This is a genomic window from Lactobacillus sp. UMNPBX16 (assembly GCF_002553775.1).
GTDB lineage: Bacteria > Bacillota > Bacilli > Lactobacillales > Lactobacillaceae > Lactobacillus > Lactobacillus crispatus.
The window spans coordinates 24416-40410 of sequence record NZ_PCYU01000043.1; the positions used below are offsets into that span (position 1 = coordinate 24416).

A 15995-nucleotide genomic window follows, 5' to 3' on the forward strand; every position below is an offset into this window, starting at 1 on the left:
TCTTTACTTTTATACTTATACTTCTATTTTAAAACAAAAGTCTATACTTTATCAAAAAAGAGACGTCATTTTTACTATTTTACAAGCATTAATGGCATCTCTCTTTCTAAAACTATATTTAATTTTATATGATTAGCATATTTTTACTTATTTGCTTCTTGTTTAGCTTCTTTCATTTCTTTAGCGAGCAATACCTTATCGTATTTTCTAGCAAATGGCCAGTAAATAGCTATTGAAATAAGTAACGTACATGCCTGCCAGATGGCCATCTTCCAGCCACCAATTAAGAAACCAGAGATAACAGCTGGTGTAGTCCATGGAGCGGCAACACCATTAAGTGGTGGAACAATACCAGTTTTGATAACCAAGTAAGTTGAAGCAGCAACTACTAATGGAGTTAAGAAGAAAGGTACAGCAAGCATTGGGTTCATAACGATTGGCAAACCGAAGAGGAATGGTTCGTTAATGTTGAAGATACCAGGTACTAATTCTAACTTACCAATTGACTTCAATTGAACTGATTTAGCAGCAACTAAAGTGAAGATAATTAAACCAATAGTAATACCAGAACCAGTTAAGTTAATGAAGTTGTTGTAGAATTCATTAGTAACAACGTGAGCACCTTGAGCAATAGTAAGTTTGCCTTCAGCGAATAATCTAGCGTTGTCAGCAGTGTTGGCTTGAAGCATTGGAGCAACAAGTGATCCCATGATCAAACCACCGTGGACACCGAAGAACCAGAAGAATGGTACAAGGAATCCAATAGCGATAGCACCACCGAATGAATCTGAAATACCTTGAAGAGGAATTTGTAAAGTATTGTAGATCCAGTTTAAGAAGTCAGTGTGTGCAAATGCATTAAATGCAGCATAAATCAACATTGAACCTGTAAGGATAACACCTGAAGGAATCATAGCAGTAAATTGGTTAGATACTGCAGGTGGAACTTGAGCTGGCATCTTAATAGTCCAACCTGCCTTCATAATCATTGTGTAGATCCAACCAACAAGTAAACCAACGATAATTGCAGCGATCATACCGTCACCACCAAGCCACTTAGTGTTAATTACACCAGTAACAGGTGATTCTAAGAATGATTGTAAAGCATGAGGCAATTTATCAATGTTTTCTGTTACTACTTTACCTGTCATTGAACCATCAGTAAGACCTGAAGTTAAAGCAGCCTTTAATGGATTATCAATGCTTAAGTTTTGTAGCATTAAGAAAGCAGCTGCTGAAGTAAGACCTGGTGCTAAAGGTTCGTAATTTTCGTTTTTAACATAAACATAAGCAATACCAATAGCAGCCCACAAACCCATCATTTGGAAAGTGGTGTTGTTGGCTTGTGCAAAAATAGCACCCCAACCAGAAGCATTAATTGCATCTGCAACGGACTTAATAGGAATATTTCCTAAAATCAGGAAAATAGAACCGATAATAATGAATGGCAGTGAGTAAACCATACCATTTTGCAGAGCGGTAATTGCTTTAGTATTAACGAATTTCATGATTGGTGGCATTATGTGTTGGTTAACCCATAAGCCAAATCCAGATTGTTTTTGATCAGCCATTATAATTCATCTCCATTATCACTAAGTACCTTTTGGAACCAGTAAAATGATTTCTTAGGTACACGTTTTAAGTCTTTTAAGTCATGATTTGATCTGTTGACGTAAATAGCACCGTAGCGCTTTTCCATATCAGCATGAGAACTTGGAATATCGATTAAGCCCCAGCCGAGATAGCCAAGAACCTTAGCACCATCATCAAAAATGGCATCCTTCATGGCTTTAATGTGATCGCGATGATATGCAATTCTCTCATCATCTTCGATCATATTCTTGCCATCCCATGTTTCTTTAAGACCAATCCCATTTTCAATAGGGAAAATAGGAATATGGTAGTAGTTATACATGGTAGTGATTGCATTTCTGAAGCCAAGTGGATCGATTGCCCAGCCCCAATCGTTAGTTTTTACGTATTTGGTTTCTACGCCACCTTGGTTAAGGTAGCGGTTAGGAGCCTCACTGGCAGGAATTTTGTCACTTGATAATACCCATGATGAGTAATATGAAAAGGCAAGGAAGTCAGCTTTAGCTTTTTTCATAATTTCTTTGTCTTCATCAGTGATATCCATGTTGATGTGATGGTTCTTGGCATATTGCATTACTTCTGGTGAGTAACCACGACCAGTATCGGCATCATAAATATTGAAGTTTAAAAATTCTTGAACTTGTTTGGCAGCCCAAATATCTTCAGGTTTGCTGGTAGCTGGATAAATTTGTTGGTAGGCAAGCATACCGCCAATTTTTACATCAGAATAATTTTCGTGGATGTAATTAGCTAATTGAATGTGACACATCATCGTATGGTGGAAGATGGTGTACATATCATCTAAGCTCTTGTCACCATGTTCATAACCTGAAATATTGAAAACTTCATCTTGGAAGTAAAGGTTATGTTCATTGAAAACGATCCAATACTTTACCCGGTCACCGAAGTGATCAATCATCTTTTTACCAAAGCGAACGAACGCGTCAACTACATGCCGTGACATAAAGCCATTGTATTTCTTAGCTAAATTCAGTGGCATGTCGAAATGGTAAAGACAAATCATTGGTTCAATGCCACGTTTAAGCATCGCATTGATTAAACGATCATAAAAGTCGATACCTTTTTCGTTGAAGTCGCCGTCGCCATCAGGACATACACGTGACCATGAAATTTGAATTCGATACATGTTCAGGTGCATATCTTTCATTAAGTCGAGGTCTTCATCGTATCTATGATATTCATCAATTGCTACATGCCAATCAGTTGTTTTGTTAGTAGCAGGGCGAACATCATAAACGGAGAGACCTTTGCCATCTTCATTCCAAGCACCTTCAGTTTGCATACTTGAAACTGAGTTGCCCCAGAAAAAGGTGGATGGCAATTTGCGCTTTTCAGTCATCTATTTCCTCTCTCCCTTTGTAAGCACTTTCATTTATCTACATAAATAAGTATATCAGATTAATAATAAAAATAAAGATCTAATTAGTTAAAAATCTATACTTTTACTTTACATAAAGAAAAAAGCCTATTTATATAGGCTTGTAGAAAGATTATTTTAGATAAAATAACAATTATAGTTTGATTAATTTTGATACTTTTGCTCGAAATTAGCAACTGCTCCACGCAAGTTGGCATCGCTTTTTAGTGAACAGAGGGCAATGACAGGCTTTAAGGTATGTAAGTCTGAATTTGCTTCAATTTGATCAATTTCTTTGTTTAGGAGAGGAATTAACTCAGGGTTGTTAGAAATGCCACCACCTAGAACTATTTTTTCAGGATCAAAGCTGTGTTGAATATTGTAGATGGCAACTGCCAGGGAATGAATTAGAGTAGAGCGGACATCGCTTGCAACGGGATCATCTTGATCAGCTAAGGCAAAAACGGTTTTACCATCAAGATTTTTACCGGTTCTTTCATTATAATGGTTAGCCATTGTAACCGGAGAAGCAAGTTCGCTTAAAGTATGTGTTCCCATTAGCATGTAGCCAAATTCACCGCCAAAAAGATGAGCCCCATGCCAAACTTTTTGATTAATAATTAAGGCTCCACCAATTCCGGTACCGATAACAAAAAAGGCCATTGAATTGCAACCTTTTCCAGCACCAGCAGCTAATTCACCTAAGGCAGCAGAGTTAGCATCATTTTCGATAGATACAGGTAATTCAAATCTTTTTTCTAATTCGTCAACAATCTTAAAATTATGGATGTAAGGCAAGGCAGATGAGCCACCAATGATTCCAGTCTTTTGATCAACGGCACCGGGTGAGGAGATGGCTACTCCTTCGATTTTAGTATCTTGTTTGATTTTATTAATTTCTGCTGTTAAAACATCATAAAAGCCATTTAAATCCTTAGGAGTATCAACTGCATGGTTATTTTGTAATTTGCCATCTTTCCAAGTTGCGAGTTTAATCGTTGTACCACCAATATCAATTGCTGCTAAATTCATTATGTATTCACCTCATAAAAATCTATACTTTTTACCACCATCATAATTATTCATGAAAACGTTGTCAATAAAATCTTGAATGCTAAAATAGGCATGTAAAGTAAAAACGGAGGCATATATGGTTAATTCAATTTTTACAAATCGGAGAGCTGTTAGAAACTTTAGCAGTGAATCTATTTCAGACGATGAGATTAAGAGTCTAATTGCTGCTTTTCAAACGACTCCTTGTGGAATGCATCAGACAGATGTAATGAGCTTGGTGGCTGTTAAAGATGAAGCATTGCGCGACAAGATTGAGACGAAGACCGATAATGCGTGTTATCATGCCCTAGTATTATTTATAATTAATACTAAAAAAGACAGCATGTTTGGCGAGCGGGATGCATCCTGTGGTGCAGAGAACATTATGCTTGAGGCGACAGACTTAGATCTTGGCTCAGTTTATGTAATGGGCGGCGCAGCTAGATTAAATGATGACAGCGAATTGCAGAAGGAGCTGGGGATTGATCCTGCCTTTCAGACGAGTGTCATCGTGCCGGTTGGCAAGATTGGAGAAAAACCGGAAGCAACGGATCGTTCAAATCGTTATCAAGTTACAATTTATTAATTAAAAGAGCTAATGTGAAAATTAGCTCTTTTTTTGTTTAAACAGCGGTTAAAGAGGGAGGTTTTGTGTGATAATAGACATAAGAAATGACAAATGGAGCTATTTATGAATAGAAAAATTTTTGTAGGTATTGCTGCAGTCACTTTAGCTGTGACTTTGACGGGTTGTAGTCAAGTACATTTTGGTAAAGATGCAGTGACGATTGGTGAAGTAAAACAAAATAAGAAAACAGTAAACGTAAAAAAGGCTAAATCTGCCAAGGTACAGTCTTCAAGTTCCAAGAAGATTAAGCCTAAAAAAGACTCGAAAAAGAAAATCAAAGAGAATAAGAAAAATAAGACTAAAAAGTCGGCTGTTGTAATTTGGAATACAGCTAAGACAGCCAAGTTAAAGACTGCAGTCAATAACTGGGGTAAAAAGTCCGGTCAGACCTATCAGTTTTATGATGGGAAAAAGAATTTAAAGACCAAAAAGGGTGCAACTTATCCTGGAGTGCTAGCAACTAATCGGTTTGTTTTGAATGAAAAGTCAATTAAGATAGGCTACAGTCCAACGGGCAAGGCAAAATATGATTATAATGTGCTGGCAATAGCTAATGATGACTTTAAATCTTGGCACAATACTTACTTATTCTGCCTTAAAACTAACAAACCAATTATCTTGCTTGATCAATCTAAGAATGGTAATCCAATTATAGTTAAAGTAGTCAAAGATACATCTTTGAATAAAATCTTTAGTCAATTAGTAAAATAAAGATTAAATGAGTAAGCAAAAAAGCATGAGAAAATTAATTCTCATGCTTTTTTTGAAATTGTACTCGGTTAACTCGAAATTAATCGTGATCAACATCGTCTGGGAAGAAGGCAAGACGTTCACCATCGCCAAGTTCTTCTTCGATTTCAAGTAAGCGGTTGTACTTTTCAACACGTTCTGAACGAGCTGGAGCACCGGTCTTAAGTTGACCACCGTTAACAGCAACAGCTAAGTCAGCGATAAAGGTGTCACCAGTTTCACCTGAACGGTGAGAAATCATAGTGTTGTAACCGTTCTTACGTGAAAGACGGATAGTTTCAAGGGTTTCAGTAACAGTACCGATTTGGTTCAACTTGATAAGTGAAGCGTTACCAGCACCTTCCTTGATAGCCTTAGTCAAAAGTGCAGGGTTAGTACAAATGAAGTCGTCAAGAACGATTTGGATACGGTCCTTGTGGCTCTTAGTGAACTTAACCATACCGTCAACATCGTTTTCGTCGTATGGGTCTTCCATAGAAATTAATTCTGGGAATTCGTCCAAAAGCTTGTCGTAGTAATCTGCTAATTCTTCATCAGTAAGAACCTTACCTTCAAGGTGGTACTTGTGATCATCCTTGTTGTAGAAGTATGAAGCAGCACAGTCACATGCAATAGCGATATCTTCACCTGGCTTGTAACCAGCCTTGATGATTGATTCGTGAAGAGCCTTCAAAGCTTCTTCTGAGTTCTTCATGTTAGGAGCGAAACCACCTTCGTCACCTAAACCAGTTTCGTAACCCATGTCTTCAAGAACCTTCTTCAAGGTGTGGTATACGTTAACGATCTTTTCGAAACCGTCACGGAATGAAGTCTTAGCAACTGGAGTGATCATGAATTCTTGAATGTCGATACCGTTGTCAGCGTGTTCACCACCGTTGATAACGTTGTGGAAAGTTTGTGGCATTTCAAGATCAGTACCGCCAAGGTATCTGTACAATGGAAGGTGAGCATCGTTAGCAGCTGCAACTGCAACAGCCATAGATACACCTAAGATAGCGTTGGCACCAAGACGACCCTTGTTTGGAGTACCGTCTAAGTCAATCATGGTCTTGTCAATCTTTGGTTGGTTGTATGGGTCCATACCCTTAAGAGCATCGTTAATTTCAGTGTTAACGTTGTTAACAGCCTTTGAAACACCCTTACCACCAAGACGTGAACCACCGTCACGTAATTCAACAGCTTCGTTTTCACCAGTTGAAGCACCTGATGGAACTTCAGCCTTACCTACGACACCGTTTGAAAGAGTAACGTGAACTTCAACAGTTGGGTTACCACGTGAGTCGAAAATTTCAAGTGCGTGTACATTTTCAATAACTGATTTGAGCATTAATAAACCTCCTCAAAAATTATGGTATGTTTTTCATACCATACGGAACAATTTTTGCTCCGCTTTACATCTCAAATTTTAGCCTAACTTTGTGACGGTGTAAACATATGAAAGCGGTTTACATTTTAAAAATTAGTAAAGCAGCCTAAAAAACTCTATATCAAAGGACTATAATATATGTATTAAAATAAATACAAAAAAATAAGGAATCTAAAATGGAAAATATTAAATTAATTGTTGACTCAAGTGCCAATATGAATAATGATCCGGCGCGTAATTTGGAAGTAGTGCCTCTGACAATTTCTTTTGGTGGTAAGGACTACCTTGATAATCAAGATTTGAATATGAAGGAATTTTTGTCCAATATGAACCAAAATAATGTGGCAGGCAAAACAACTTGTCCAAGTATTCAAGCATGGCTTGACGCACTTGAAGGAACAGAAAAAGCGATTATCGTCACAATGACCAGCGGGATGAGTGGCACTTTTTCTTCAGCCCTTCAGGCAAAAGCAATGTATGAGGAAAAACATCCCTTGAGTAAAATTATAGTAGTTGATTCAAGAAGTGCGGGACCTGAGCTAGCAATCATAGTCCATGGTATTGAGAAAATGCTGCAAGGTGAAATGCGCTTTGTAGATCTAGAAGAAGCAATTGCTAAGTTTAGAATGCAGACTCATTTGCTTTTTGTTTTGCAATCACTACATAATTTATCTTTAAACGGTCGTGTTTCACCAGCTGTAGCCAAAATCGCAGGTTTGCTCAAAATCAACTTGATCGGAACAGCAAGTAAAGAAGGAAAACTTGAGCCACTTACTAAGGCTCGTGGAATGAAAAAGGCCATCCGTGAAATTATCAAGTATATGAAGGAAGATAATTATCACGGTGGCGAAGTGATAATCGATCATTGCGAAAATGAAAAAGATGCAGAAATAATTAAAAATAAAATATTGGAGGAATACCCTGAAGCTCAAATTGCTATTCGTCCAATGCATGGTTTATGTAGTTTCTATGCTGAAGAAGGCGGCATTATGGTAGGCTTTCATGAATAAAAAATAAGGATCACGCTCAAGTGCTGAACGTGATCCTTTTTAAATCGCTAAAAATAGTTGCTGCGAAATACTGAAACAAACGATTGCTAAACTAGTAGCACCAAGAACATCAGAAGGATAGTGGGCCTTTAAACTTAAACGAGAGAAAATTACCATTGCCCAAATAGCTACTACGGCAATAACAAATCCGGTTCCAAGATCTTTGGCAAATAGTTGTAGTACGATTAAGCCCATGGTTGTGGCACCTAAAACATGACCGCTGGGAAAGCTATAGCCATCTTCTTTATCGGAATGTAATAATGGTCGCTTGCGCCGAATAAGTTTTTTTAGAATAATACCAGAAATGTCAGCAAATCCTAGAGTTCCTAATACCCAAAGAGCGGTTAGATTTCGTTCTTCGTTTAAAAGTAGGCCTGCTAATAATACATCCCAAACGACCATTAGTTTAGGATCATTAATAAAAGCGATAACCTGCCAGCTGTAGCCATCATGACGTTTGACCAATTGGTGGTGAAGCCAGTGATCAAATAGATTGAAACGACGTGAATTTTTGATATTAAAAATAAGCCAGAGCAAAACTGCCGCAGACAGTAGCAGTACAAAATAATTATTCATTAATAAGAAAATCCCCAATTACTATATAAGTACAATCTATTTTAACCGGAAAAACAAAAATAATGCTAATCTTTAAATAAAATTAACATTATTTTTCAATTATTTAGTTTTGGTGATTAAATGTTGGCTTAGTTAACATATCATACTTGATTAAATCCTTAGCATCGAGGTCTTCTTTGTTTATGTCAACGACATTAATTTGCTGATTAGTATAAGTAGTGTAATAGAAAATCCCTTTGTCAAGGTTGGTACCATCAGAGTAAATAGTGTATTCAAATGAATTAGGGCCAACTTGATCAAGTCCCTTTTGTTGTTCAACAGAATGCAAAATATGGAAGTAATTGTCTACGTTTTCTTCCTCACTTTTACCAACAGGAGCGTTGAACTTGTTAAAAGCTACACGAACAAAGCGCGATTCTGAATCCATCCCACCTGGCAAATTGCGTGAACCAAGCCCACGGCTGTAGCCATTCATATTGACCTCTTTTGAAAAGTTGTTCTTAGGCATTGCAGGTGAAACATCAGCATAATTATTTAAATTAAATAATTGACATGAAAACTGAGGATTGTTAGTCAGGCAACCGACAGGATTATCATAAACGTGCATTCCATCTTTATCGGTTTCAACGACAATTGAAACACCTGTCTTATCGGCAATTAACCAATGAAGTGGGGATGCCTGCATCTTGTCAGAGAAATTAAGGTTAACAATGTTGATCTTTTTAAGTAATACCTTAGCATCCGCTACAGTTGCGCATTGACCCAGAATCCAGGGAATAAATTCAAATGAAGCAATGTTGTCTTTATTGGCAACTTCATCATAGTAGGTAGCATTGTCAGGGTAGTTAAGTCCTGCCATGCCTAAACCTTTTTCATTAGCTGCGTCAAAGTAGAGCGGATAATTACCAGCATCAAGTGCAATACCAACCATAGCATAATGATGCTTCATTTCAGGCATCTTGCGGAAGTTGAAAGCATAATTGCGTGGGGTAACTACAACTTGTTGGCCGAAAGTAATCTCAAGATCGAGGTTACGTCCAAAATAGTGATCTTGTGGACTGAAAATAATTGAAGTACACATAATATATAATCTCTTTTCTATATCTTCAAATAATGTGCTATTAGCAAGTATAGCATTTAAATATTAAAAAATGACTAAGATAAAAAAGACCAAGCACTGCACTTGGTCTTTTCCACATATTGACAAAAGGAGTGTACAGGATTTGAACCTGCGCGCCAAGGAAAACTTGGTTCGCCGGATTTCGAGTCCGGTGCATTACCACTCTGCCAACACTCCGTAACAAAAGTATTATAACCTACTTAACTAAATAATGCCAAAATATTTTATTTTTAGCTAATGTGAATTTATTAACAATTTACCTTGTCAAAAATAGAAAATAATAGTATACTTATTACTATCATCATAAAGGGAGTTGTGTTTGTCAAATTAAACAGATCACATATGGAGGGATTTTTGTTGACAAACATAATTAAAACTAAATCATTCTGGTTAGCTACGGCGATGACCTTATTTTGTTCTGTAGCAGGAATTTTCTTGGCTAAATTGCCATACGTAAACTTAATCGGGGCATTGGTAATTGCATTGTTATTAGGGATTGCATTGCAAATAACGCCTCAGAGCGTACAAGCTGAAGCGAAAGCTGGCATGGGTTTTATTTCCAACAAATTTTTAAGATTAGGGATTATCTTGTTAGGATTTAGACTCAATTTGACTAAGTTGGCTGATGCAGGAGTTAAGACTATACTGGTTGCGGCGCTGGCAGTTAGTGGAACAATTGTGCTTACTTATTGGCTTAGCCGTAAGTTTGGTGCTGAAGATGAGTTAGCTATTTTGTCGGCTTGTGGTTGTGGAGTTTGTGGTGCAGCTGCCGTTATGGGCGTGTCACCACAAATTGAGACAAGCGATGAAGAAAGAAAAAGAGAAAACGAAGTTCTAGCGGTGGCTGTTGTTTGTGTCATGGGAACGGTGTTTACATTACTTGAAATCGTGCTCAAACCGCTTCTTGGCTTAACTGATACACAATATGGAGTAGTAGCGGGTGGATCTTTACACGAAATTGCTCATGCGGTTGCAGCGGGAAGTGCTTTTGGTGAAGTCAGTTTGGATAGCGCTCTAATTATGAAGTTATCTCGTGTATTACTTTTAGCACCGGTTGCTTTAATTGTGGGCTATTGGTACCAAAAGCGTTTGGTTACGGAAAGTGAAGCAGAACATACTAGAGCACCGAAGAAATTACCAATTCCTTGGTTCTTGGGTGGATTTATCTTAACTAGTATTATTGGTACATTTTTACCAATGTCTGCGCGGACTTTAGACTTCTTAGTGCAAGCAGCATATGTCTTTTTAGGGATGGCAATGGCTGCATTGGGAATTTCCGTTAACTTCAAGGTAATCTTTAAGCGTGGCGGTTCAGTCTTTGGGGCTGCCGCAGTTAGCTCAACTTGTTTGTTGGTATTCATGATTATTATGAGTAAAATTTTCTTTTAAACTTACTTAAAAATGTGCTTGTTCGGACACATTTTTATTACATAAAACATATAATTTGATGAAAGCGATAACAAAATATATAATAGTTATATAAAGTTAAGTTACTAATTGAAAGAGGGCAAATTTATGAAGTATCCTAAAACCAAAGAAATATTAAATCAAGCTGTTGCTGATACTACTCAATTAATGATGGTTGTCCGCCAACAACATTGGTATATGCGTGGACCTGAATTTTTAAAATTGCACCCATATTTAGACAAGGTAATGGATGAACTTGATGAACAACGTGACTTGATCTCTGAAAGATTGATTACCATTGATGGGTCACCATATTCAAGCTTACAGGAAGTGCTTGATCATACTAAGATCGAAGCTCATCCTGGCGAATGGGGAATTTCAACTAGAGAAAGATTTGCGACTATCATTGCTGGTTATCGTTATTTGGAGCACCTTTATGAAGAAGGGATCAAGGTAAGTGACGAGGAAGGCGACTATGGCTCAAATGATATCTTAACGTCATGCCATACAGATATTGAAAAGAGAATCTGGATGATGCAAGCTCAAATCGGCAAGGCCCCTGAGATTGATGAATAAAATATAGATTAAATGAATGCGTCCACATCCTACTTGGGAAGGGGATGCATTTTTGTTATAATCGAAAACTATAGAATAGAAGGGGAATTTTTTTGCAAATAAGAACTGCTACTGTTCAAGATTTAAGCCAAATTTGTGCTTTTTACAAACAAGTTTGTCTTGATCAAAAAACGGATGATTATAGTCCCGACTGGCATTGGGGTGTTTACCCGAGTGAAGAAGGATTAAAGCAGCAAATTAATAATGCGACTGTAATTATAGCTACCGACAATGATAAGGTTATTGAACTTTGTCGATCATGTTAATAAAAATGCAACTAAGGAGCACGATCAAAAATTCTTAAAACAATTGTTAGAAGAGTCTGGAAAAACATTTGATGATTTAGTAGCCTTAACAAATTCGCAAGTAAGTATTTTTTCTGATAGTCCAATTATTATTGCTAATTTCACTAATGGCGCACATTTAGCAGAACTGCTGGCTAATTACATTAAAGAACATGGCGGCGGGTTTTATTTGAACAGTCGGGTTACAAAAATAATAGATGATGGAACCAAAGTATCAGGGTTGCAAGTGAGAAATTCAGCAGGTGAATTTACTATTAGTGCTAAAGCTGTAGTAATTGCCACAGGCAGTGCTTCTTATGAAAAGGATGATCTTCTTAATAAGGTCACACCATCTGTTGCTAAGGTTCATGTCTTTAACGAAGCTAGTCCTGCCAATACTGGTGATGGTTATAGTTTACTGAAAGCTGTTAATGCAGAGTTTTCAAATAATGATGTTTATAAGAATGGAACGATTGATTTTGCCCCCACAATTATTTATCACTTGGAATACTGTACCTGATTATTCAAAAGCAATGTTAATTGATGAGAATGGCAAACGTTTTTCTAATGAGGCACCATATAATTTCTTGAATTTAACAACGGAAATGTACAAGCATGGAAGTGAAAAGTATTATTTGATTTATGATGGCAAAAAAATGGATTCAGCATTTAAGGAAAAACTAGATAAAGTAGAAGAAAATCCCCAAGTATATGTACATGCCAATTCAATTGTTGAACTAGCTAATAAATTGAAGATTGATGCAAATAGTCTAAAAGATACTTTTGTAAAATATCAACATGCTACTGAGACAGGTAAGGATGAATTTGGCAAAGACAAAACGCATCTTGAAAAGTTTACTGGCAATGACTTTTATGCAGTATATGCAATGCCAGGGTCATGGGGAACAATTAACATGAAAACGAAAAGTGGAGCAACGAAGCGAGCAATTAAACTGCACCAATTTGGTAGAATATCCAATAGAAGATAGCTGTAGATATGATCAAAGATCATAAACACAACTGCTAAAGTTTTTAATTGATTGCCGTCTAGGCTGAATGCTTTTTTATTCAAAATCATCATCCTTTTTATGTAATTGATAATAATCATTACACTGTATTATGTGTCTATTACAATGCTCTTGGCTAAAAGATTTAATGACTTCACTTATCCTGTGTTTATTTGATAAAAAGAAAAAGTCAATTTTTATTTTTCTTTCGCAGTGATACAAGAAAGCATAAAATTAAGATGTGAATTAAAAGTATTAGAAGGGACATTTTATGCTAAAGAATATTATTTTTGATTTCGGTAATGTCATCATGAATTACAATCCTGATGAAATCCTCAATCATTATGAACTGACTCCACAAGAACATGATTTATTGAGAAAAACGATTTTTGAATCAAAAGAATGGTCTGAAATTGATGCAGGAAAAATCGATGAAAAAGAGGCGACTACGATTTTTATTAGTTGCGTACCTGTTGAGCTGCAGAAGAAGGTTAAGCAAATTATGACAACTTGGCCTGAAAATGTAGATTTCTATGAACCTGTTTTTCGTTTTATGGATCAACTAAGAAAGCAAGGCTATCATATCTACGCCTTGTCTAATACAGGGATGGAATTTGCTAACTTTGTTAAAAATTCTTCGATGGGTGATTATTTTGATGGTTTTGTCTTTTCTGCACAGGAAAAAATGATGAAGCCTGATAAGCAGATTTATCAATGTTTGTTAAAACGATATGATTTAAAGCCAGAAGAATGTTTATTTGTTGATGATTTGGAAAATAATACCAAAGCTGCAAGTGAATTAGGGATACAGGCGTTCACGTTTAAAATTGATCGTTTAGACGAATTGAAAAAGAAAATTTTAGGATGAAGGATAGACGACTTAAGTTAAAACTTAAGTTGTCTATTTTTGCATTTCAGCCGCAAATTTTGACCACTTAGTAAATTACGGTTGAAAAATAGTAATATGATAGTAAACTTAAAGAAAAATAAGAATAATAGCTAAAAGGTAAAAATGAGGAGAAAGAAAATGTTTTTTGACAAAAATGAAGACAATGAAGTGAAAATTGTTGATGAAGTTTTAAGCAATGATAGCTTTGACAAATTGAGCGTGGATTTAGTAGATATTGATTTTACATTGGTTGGCGGCGATCAGTTCGAGGTACATTACCACGGTCCAGAAGATAAGAGGCCGATTGTGACTAATGCGGGTAAAACTCTTGAATTAAAAGAACCTAAGGTTGAACGCAAGAATGGTAAATTCTGGAAAAGAAAGCATGTTGAAATCAGTATTGTGAGTCAAGATGATATTGGTGCATTAAAAGTTACAGTGCCGGTAGAACATAAATTAGTTAACGCTACTTTGAAGTTGACTAGTGGTGACACTGTTGTAAAACAAGTTGAGTTAGAGACATTAACATTTACTGCTCTTAGTGGTGATCTTCATTTGAAGAAAGTAAAAGTAGATGAAGTTGCAATAACTGAAACTTCAGGTGATATTAAATTAAAGAAGGTATTACTAAATCGTGGTAAGATTAAGCTAGTTAGCGGTGACTTTACCATTAAAGATAGCCAAATTCTTGATGATCTTGATGTGGCAACGACTTCAGGTGATAATTTGGCTGAAAATATTGAAGTGGATCAATGTGATTTGAAGACTGTAGTCGGTGATAATTCAATCTTTGGTGGTAAGGCAACTCATGCACAGGTAGGTAAGGAGACAAATGGCAGTCACTTAGGGATGCACACAGTGTCAGGTGATAATACAGTAAAATAATTAGAATATTAAAAAGAGACCAGCTGTCTTCATAGACAAACCGGTCTCCTTTTAATTAATGCTACTGGTTGTTATTAGCAACTAATCATTTTTGCATCCAACGTTAGAAAAATATGCTTTTCATACTTTTCTTTTCTTTATTCAGCCATAGGATAACAAGACCGCCCACAGATTAGCTATTTCTGCTTCTTTCTTGCGTTGGGTTCAAAGAACCTACCGAAGTCCTAAACGGATTGCTTACCGTAAATTTTCACTTGATGTGCGTTCTATATATTGTACCTAATAGTATCATTTAATCTTGCCGATTAAGCTACTCGTTCTTTTCTGACCTGTTATAGCATGCTTTTGATCGCATACGTCACAGCAAACAAGCTTGTTGGTCATTACATTGAGGTTCCAATTAAGTTTTCCGCCTTAATTATTAGGTCAAAAACCCTGATGCAAGCTGATTTTCACATCAACTTATTGTGCTTGCCAGCTCAGAAAAAGCCTTACGCTGAAATACATTGACTACCATCGCCTGGCAGAAAGTCTTTTGGACCTATCTCTGATAAGAATATCTCCAAGATTCAGAAAACAGCAGGTATCCTTGCTGTTCGCCTTATCTGACTTACAGGTAATTTACGGAAAGGATTATCAGTCCGTTATACATCCGTATCAGCAGCGTCTTCTATAATATAGAAGAGTATATTATTAGGCAAATAATATTACTTAAAAATATTTAGTTAAATAATTTCATTTTCAAAATTGGATAAGGATTACCTTGATCATCCGTTTCAGAGCGTTTAACTACCTTGAATCCCAGATGTTCATAGAAGCCAACTGCTTGTGGGTTTTGTTCATTGACAGCTAATTCATCAATGTTTAACTCTTGAATACCGTAATTCAATAATTTGCTGCCATATCCCTTGCTGCGTGTTTGCGCATCAATGAAGAGCATTTCAACTTTTTGGTCATTGATTCCCATAAAACCTTTAATTTGCTCATGATCGATAATTATTAATAAATGCTCCACTTGTTTAAATGCTTGTGGTACATAGTTGCGTATTTGCAAGATTTCATCATTGTTTAAAAATTTATGTGTGGCGTGGACACTGTTTTCCCAGATGGTTAAAGGTTTTTGTTCAGTTGGTTGATTAAGTTTACTGATTTCTTTAATTTGCATAGTAATTTCCCTCAAATATTTTGGTAATAGTTTAGCATAGATGGAGATTTCTCTGAGGCTATAAACAAAAAACAATGACACTTACCGAATTAAAAACGCCATTGCATCTAATCAAAGAATTTGTTTAAATTAACATATAATACATGAATATCAAGTAACATAAGTGACCTAGAATCATGAGGATGACTCCCAAATAATTTTTTAGGTTGCTTTTTTCTACCCAAAGTCAA

General features: G+C 36.3%; 18 protein-coding genes and 1 tRNA gene. 10 read left to right on the forward strand and 9 right to left on the reverse strand.

Features of this window, described 5'->3' with window-relative positions; genetic code table 11:
* Positions 1 to 143: 143 nt before the first annotated feature.
* From CP367_RS09200 to CP367_RS09210, 3 genes are all read right to left on the reverse strand, one after another.
* On the reverse strand, positions 144 to 1571 hold the full coding sequence (locus CP367_RS09200; protein ID WP_089146216.1) for a PTS sugar transporter subunit IIC: 1428 nt from the start codon (positions 1569 to 1571) through the stop codon (positions 144 to 146).
* Positions 1571 to 2953 (reverse strand): glycoside hydrolase family 1 protein, encoded by a 1383-nt coding sequence (locus CP367_RS09205; protein ID WP_089146215.1) that lies wholly within the window; start codon positions 2951 to 2953, stop codon positions 1571 to 1573. The genes CP367_RS09200 and CP367_RS09205 overlap by 1 nt, the downstream gene beginning before the upstream one ends.
* 183 nt (positions 2954 to 3136) lie before the next feature.
* The gene (locus CP367_RS09210; protein WP_089146214.1) at positions 3137 to 4003 is read right to left on the reverse strand and encodes an ROK family protein; all 867 of its coding nucleotides are present in this window, start codon (positions 4001 to 4003) and stop codon (positions 3137 to 3139) included.
* 118 nt (positions 4004 to 4121) lie between these two features.
* On the opposite strand from CP367_RS09210, the gene CP367_RS09215 reads away from it, so the two are divergent.
* Positions 4122 to 4610, forward strand: a complete 489-nt coding sequence (locus tag CP367_RS09215; RefSeq protein ID WP_089146213.1) for a nitroreductase family protein — start codon at positions 4122 to 4124, stop codon at positions 4608 to 4610.
* Between the two features lie 105 nt (positions 4611 to 4715).
* Complete coding sequence (locus CP367_RS09220) at positions 4716 to 5363, forward strand: DUF4767 domain-containing protein (protein ID WP_061204964.1); 648 nt, start codon at positions 4716 to 4718, stop codon at positions 5361 to 5363.
* A gap of 79 nt (positions 5364 to 5442) precedes the next feature.
* On the opposite strand, the gene eno is transcribed toward CP367_RS09220, so the two are convergent.
* Positions 5443 to 6729, reverse strand: a complete 1287-nt coding sequence (gene eno, locus CP367_RS09225) for a phosphopyruvate hydratase (protein ID WP_005718938.1) — start codon at positions 6727 to 6729, stop codon at positions 5443 to 5445.
* A gap of 215 nt (positions 6730 to 6944) precedes the next feature.
* Between eno and CP367_RS09230 the strand changes: the two genes are divergently transcribed.
* On the forward strand, positions 6945 to 7778 hold the full coding sequence (locus CP367_RS09230; protein ID WP_089146212.1) for a DegV family protein: 834 nt from the start codon (positions 6945 to 6947) through the stop codon (positions 7776 to 7778).
* 39 nt (positions 7779 to 7817) lie between these two features.
* Here the strand turns inward: CP367_RS09230 and CP367_RS09235 are convergent, their stop codons facing one another.
* The 3 genes from CP367_RS09235 to CP367_RS09245 form a co-directional block, all read right to left on the reverse strand.
* Positions 7818 to 8393, reverse strand: a complete 576-nt coding sequence (locus tag CP367_RS09235; protein ID WP_013086209.1) for a phosphatase PAP2 family protein — start codon at positions 8391 to 8393, stop codon at positions 7818 to 7820.
* 103 nt (positions 8394 to 8496) lie between these two features.
* Positions 8497 to 9474, reverse strand: a complete 978-nt coding sequence (gene bsh / locus CP367_RS09240) for a choloylglycine hydrolase (protein WP_054833042.1) — start codon at positions 9472 to 9474, stop codon at positions 8497 to 8499.
* Positions 9475 to 9601: 127 nt separating this feature from the next.
* Positions 9602 to 9690: transfer RNA gene (locus tag CP367_RS09245), tRNA-Ser, on the reverse strand.
* A gap of 165 nt (positions 9691 to 9855) precedes the next feature.
* Between CP367_RS09245 and CP367_RS09250 the strand changes: the two genes are divergently transcribed.
* The 5 genes from CP367_RS09250 to CP367_RS11045 all read left to right on the forward strand — a co-directional run bounded on the left by CP367_RS09250 (position 9856) and on the right by CP367_RS11045 (position 12808).
* Positions 9856 to 10902 (forward strand): YeiH family protein, encoded by a 1047-nt coding sequence (locus CP367_RS09250; RefSeq protein ID WP_369821923.1) that lies wholly within the window; start codon positions 9856 to 9858, stop codon positions 10900 to 10902.
* A gap of 126 nt (positions 10903 to 11028) precedes the next feature.
* Positions 11029 to 11496, forward strand: coding sequence for a DNA starvation/stationary phase protection protein (locus tag CP367_RS09255; protein WP_013086212.1), 468 nt, complete (start codon positions 11029 to 11031; stop codon positions 11494 to 11496).
* Between the two features lie 92 nt (positions 11497 to 11588).
* Positions 11589 to 11801 (forward strand): hypothetical protein, encoded by a 213-nt coding sequence (locus tag CP367_RS09260; protein ID WP_013086213.1) that lies wholly within the window; start codon positions 11589 to 11591, stop codon positions 11799 to 11801.
* Positions 11767 to 12339, forward strand: coding sequence for an FAD-dependent oxidoreductase (locus CP367_RS11040; RefSeq protein ID WP_233187509.1), 573 nt, complete (start codon positions 11767 to 11769; stop codon positions 12337 to 12339). The genes CP367_RS09260 and CP367_RS11040 overlap by 35 nt, the downstream gene beginning before the upstream one ends.
* Entirely contained in the window at positions 12284 to 12808 is a 525-nt protein-coding gene (locus CP367_RS11045; RefSeq protein WP_233186497.1) for an FAD-binding protein, read from the forward strand. The genes CP367_RS11040 and CP367_RS11045 overlap by 56 nt, the downstream gene beginning before the upstream one ends.
* Here the strand turns inward: CP367_RS11045 and CP367_RS11210 are convergent.
* Positions 12691 to 12927 carry a TraX family protein gene (locus CP367_RS11210; RefSeq protein ID WP_080592476.1) on the reverse strand — a complete coding sequence of 79 codons (237 nt, stop codon included), beginning with the start codon at positions 12925 to 12927 and terminating at the stop codon, positions 12691 to 12693. The genes CP367_RS11045 and CP367_RS11210 overlap by 118 nt on opposite strands.
* A gap of 170 nt (positions 12928 to 13097) precedes the next feature.
* Between CP367_RS11210 and CP367_RS09275 the strand changes: the two genes are divergently transcribed.
* Both CP367_RS09275 and CP367_RS09280 read left to right on the forward strand, forming a co-directional pair.
* Positions 13098 to 13694, forward strand: coding sequence for an HAD family phosphatase (locus tag CP367_RS09275; protein WP_089146210.1), 597 nt, complete (start codon positions 13098 to 13100; stop codon positions 13692 to 13694).
* 159 nt (positions 13695 to 13853) lie between these two features.
* Positions 13854 to 14600: a DUF4097 family beta strand repeat-containing protein gene (locus CP367_RS09280; protein ID WP_061204635.1), complete on the forward strand. Its 747-nt coding sequence runs from the start codon at positions 13854 to 13856 to the stop codon at positions 14598 to 14600.
* Between the two features lie 721 nt (positions 14601 to 15321).
* Here CP367_RS09280 and CP367_RS09285 read toward each other — a convergent pair.
* Entirely contained in the window at positions 15322 to 15765 is a 444-nt protein-coding gene (locus tag CP367_RS09285) for a GNAT family N-acetyltransferase (protein WP_089146209.1), read from the reverse strand.
* Between the last annotated feature and the right edge of the window lie 230 nt (positions 15766 to 15995).

Bases quoted from the DNA above. Each gene is read 5' to 3' on its own strand.
- CP367_RS09200 (WP_089146216.1), bottom strand. From the start codon at position 1,571: ATGGCTGATCAAAAACAATCTGGATTTGGCTTATGGGTTAACCAACAC.
- CP367_RS09205 (WP_089146215.1), bottom strand. From the start codon at position 2,953: ATGACTGAAAAGCGCAAATTGCCATCCACCTTTTTCTGGGGCAACTCA.
- CP367_RS09210 (WP_089146214.1), bottom strand. From the start codon at position 4,003: ATGAATTTAGCAGCAATTGATATTGGTGGTACAACGATTAAACTCGCA.
- CP367_RS09215 (WP_089146213.1), top strand. From the start codon at position 4,122: ATGGTTAATTCAATTTTTACAAATCGGAGAGCTGTTAGAAACTTTAGC.
- CP367_RS09220 (WP_061204964.1), top strand. From the start codon at position 4,716: ATGAATAGAAAAATTTTTGTAGGTATTGCTGCAGTCACTTTAGCTGTG.
- eno (WP_005718938.1), bottom strand. From the start codon at position 6,729: ATGCTCAAATCAGTTATTGAAAATGTACACGCACTTGAAATTTTCGAC.
- CP367_RS09230 (WP_089146212.1), top strand. From the start codon at position 6,945: ATGGAAAATATTAAATTAATTGTTGACTCAAGTGCCAATATGAATAAT.
- CP367_RS09235 (WP_013086209.1), bottom strand. From the start codon at position 8,393: ATGAATAATTATTTTGTACTGCTACTGTCTGCGGCAGTTTTGCTCTGG.
- bsh (WP_054833042.1), bottom strand. From the start codon at position 9,474: ATGTGTACTTCAATTATTTTCAGTCCACAAGATCACTATTTTGGACGT.
- CP367_RS09250 (WP_369821923.1), top strand. From the start codon at position 9,856: ATGGAGGGATTTTTGTTGACAAACATAATTAAAACTAAATCATTCTGG.
- CP367_RS09255 (WP_013086212.1), top strand. From the start codon at position 11,029: ATGAAGTATCCTAAAACCAAAGAAATATTAAATCAAGCTGTTGCTGAT.
- CP367_RS11040 (WP_233187509.1), top strand. From the start codon at position 11,767: ATGATAAGGTTATTGAACTTTGTCGATCATGTTAATAAAAATGCAACT.
- CP367_RS11045 (WP_233186497.1), top strand. From the start codon at position 12,284: ATGGAACGATTGATTTTGCCCCCACAATTATTTATCACTTGGAATACT.
- CP367_RS11210 (WP_080592476.1), bottom strand. From the start codon at position 12,927: ATGATTATTATCAATTACATAAAAAGGATGATGATTTTGAATAAAAAA.
- CP367_RS09275 (WP_089146210.1), top strand. From the start codon at position 13,098: ATGCTAAAGAATATTATTTTTGATTTCGGTAATGTCATCATGAATTAC.
- CP367_RS09280 (WP_061204635.1), top strand. From the start codon at position 13,854: ATGTTTTTTGACAAAAATGAAGACAATGAAGTGAAAATTGTTGATGAA.
- CP367_RS09285 (WP_089146209.1), bottom strand. From the start codon at position 15,765: ATGCAAATTAAAGAAATCAGTAAACTTAATCAACCAACTGAACAAAAA.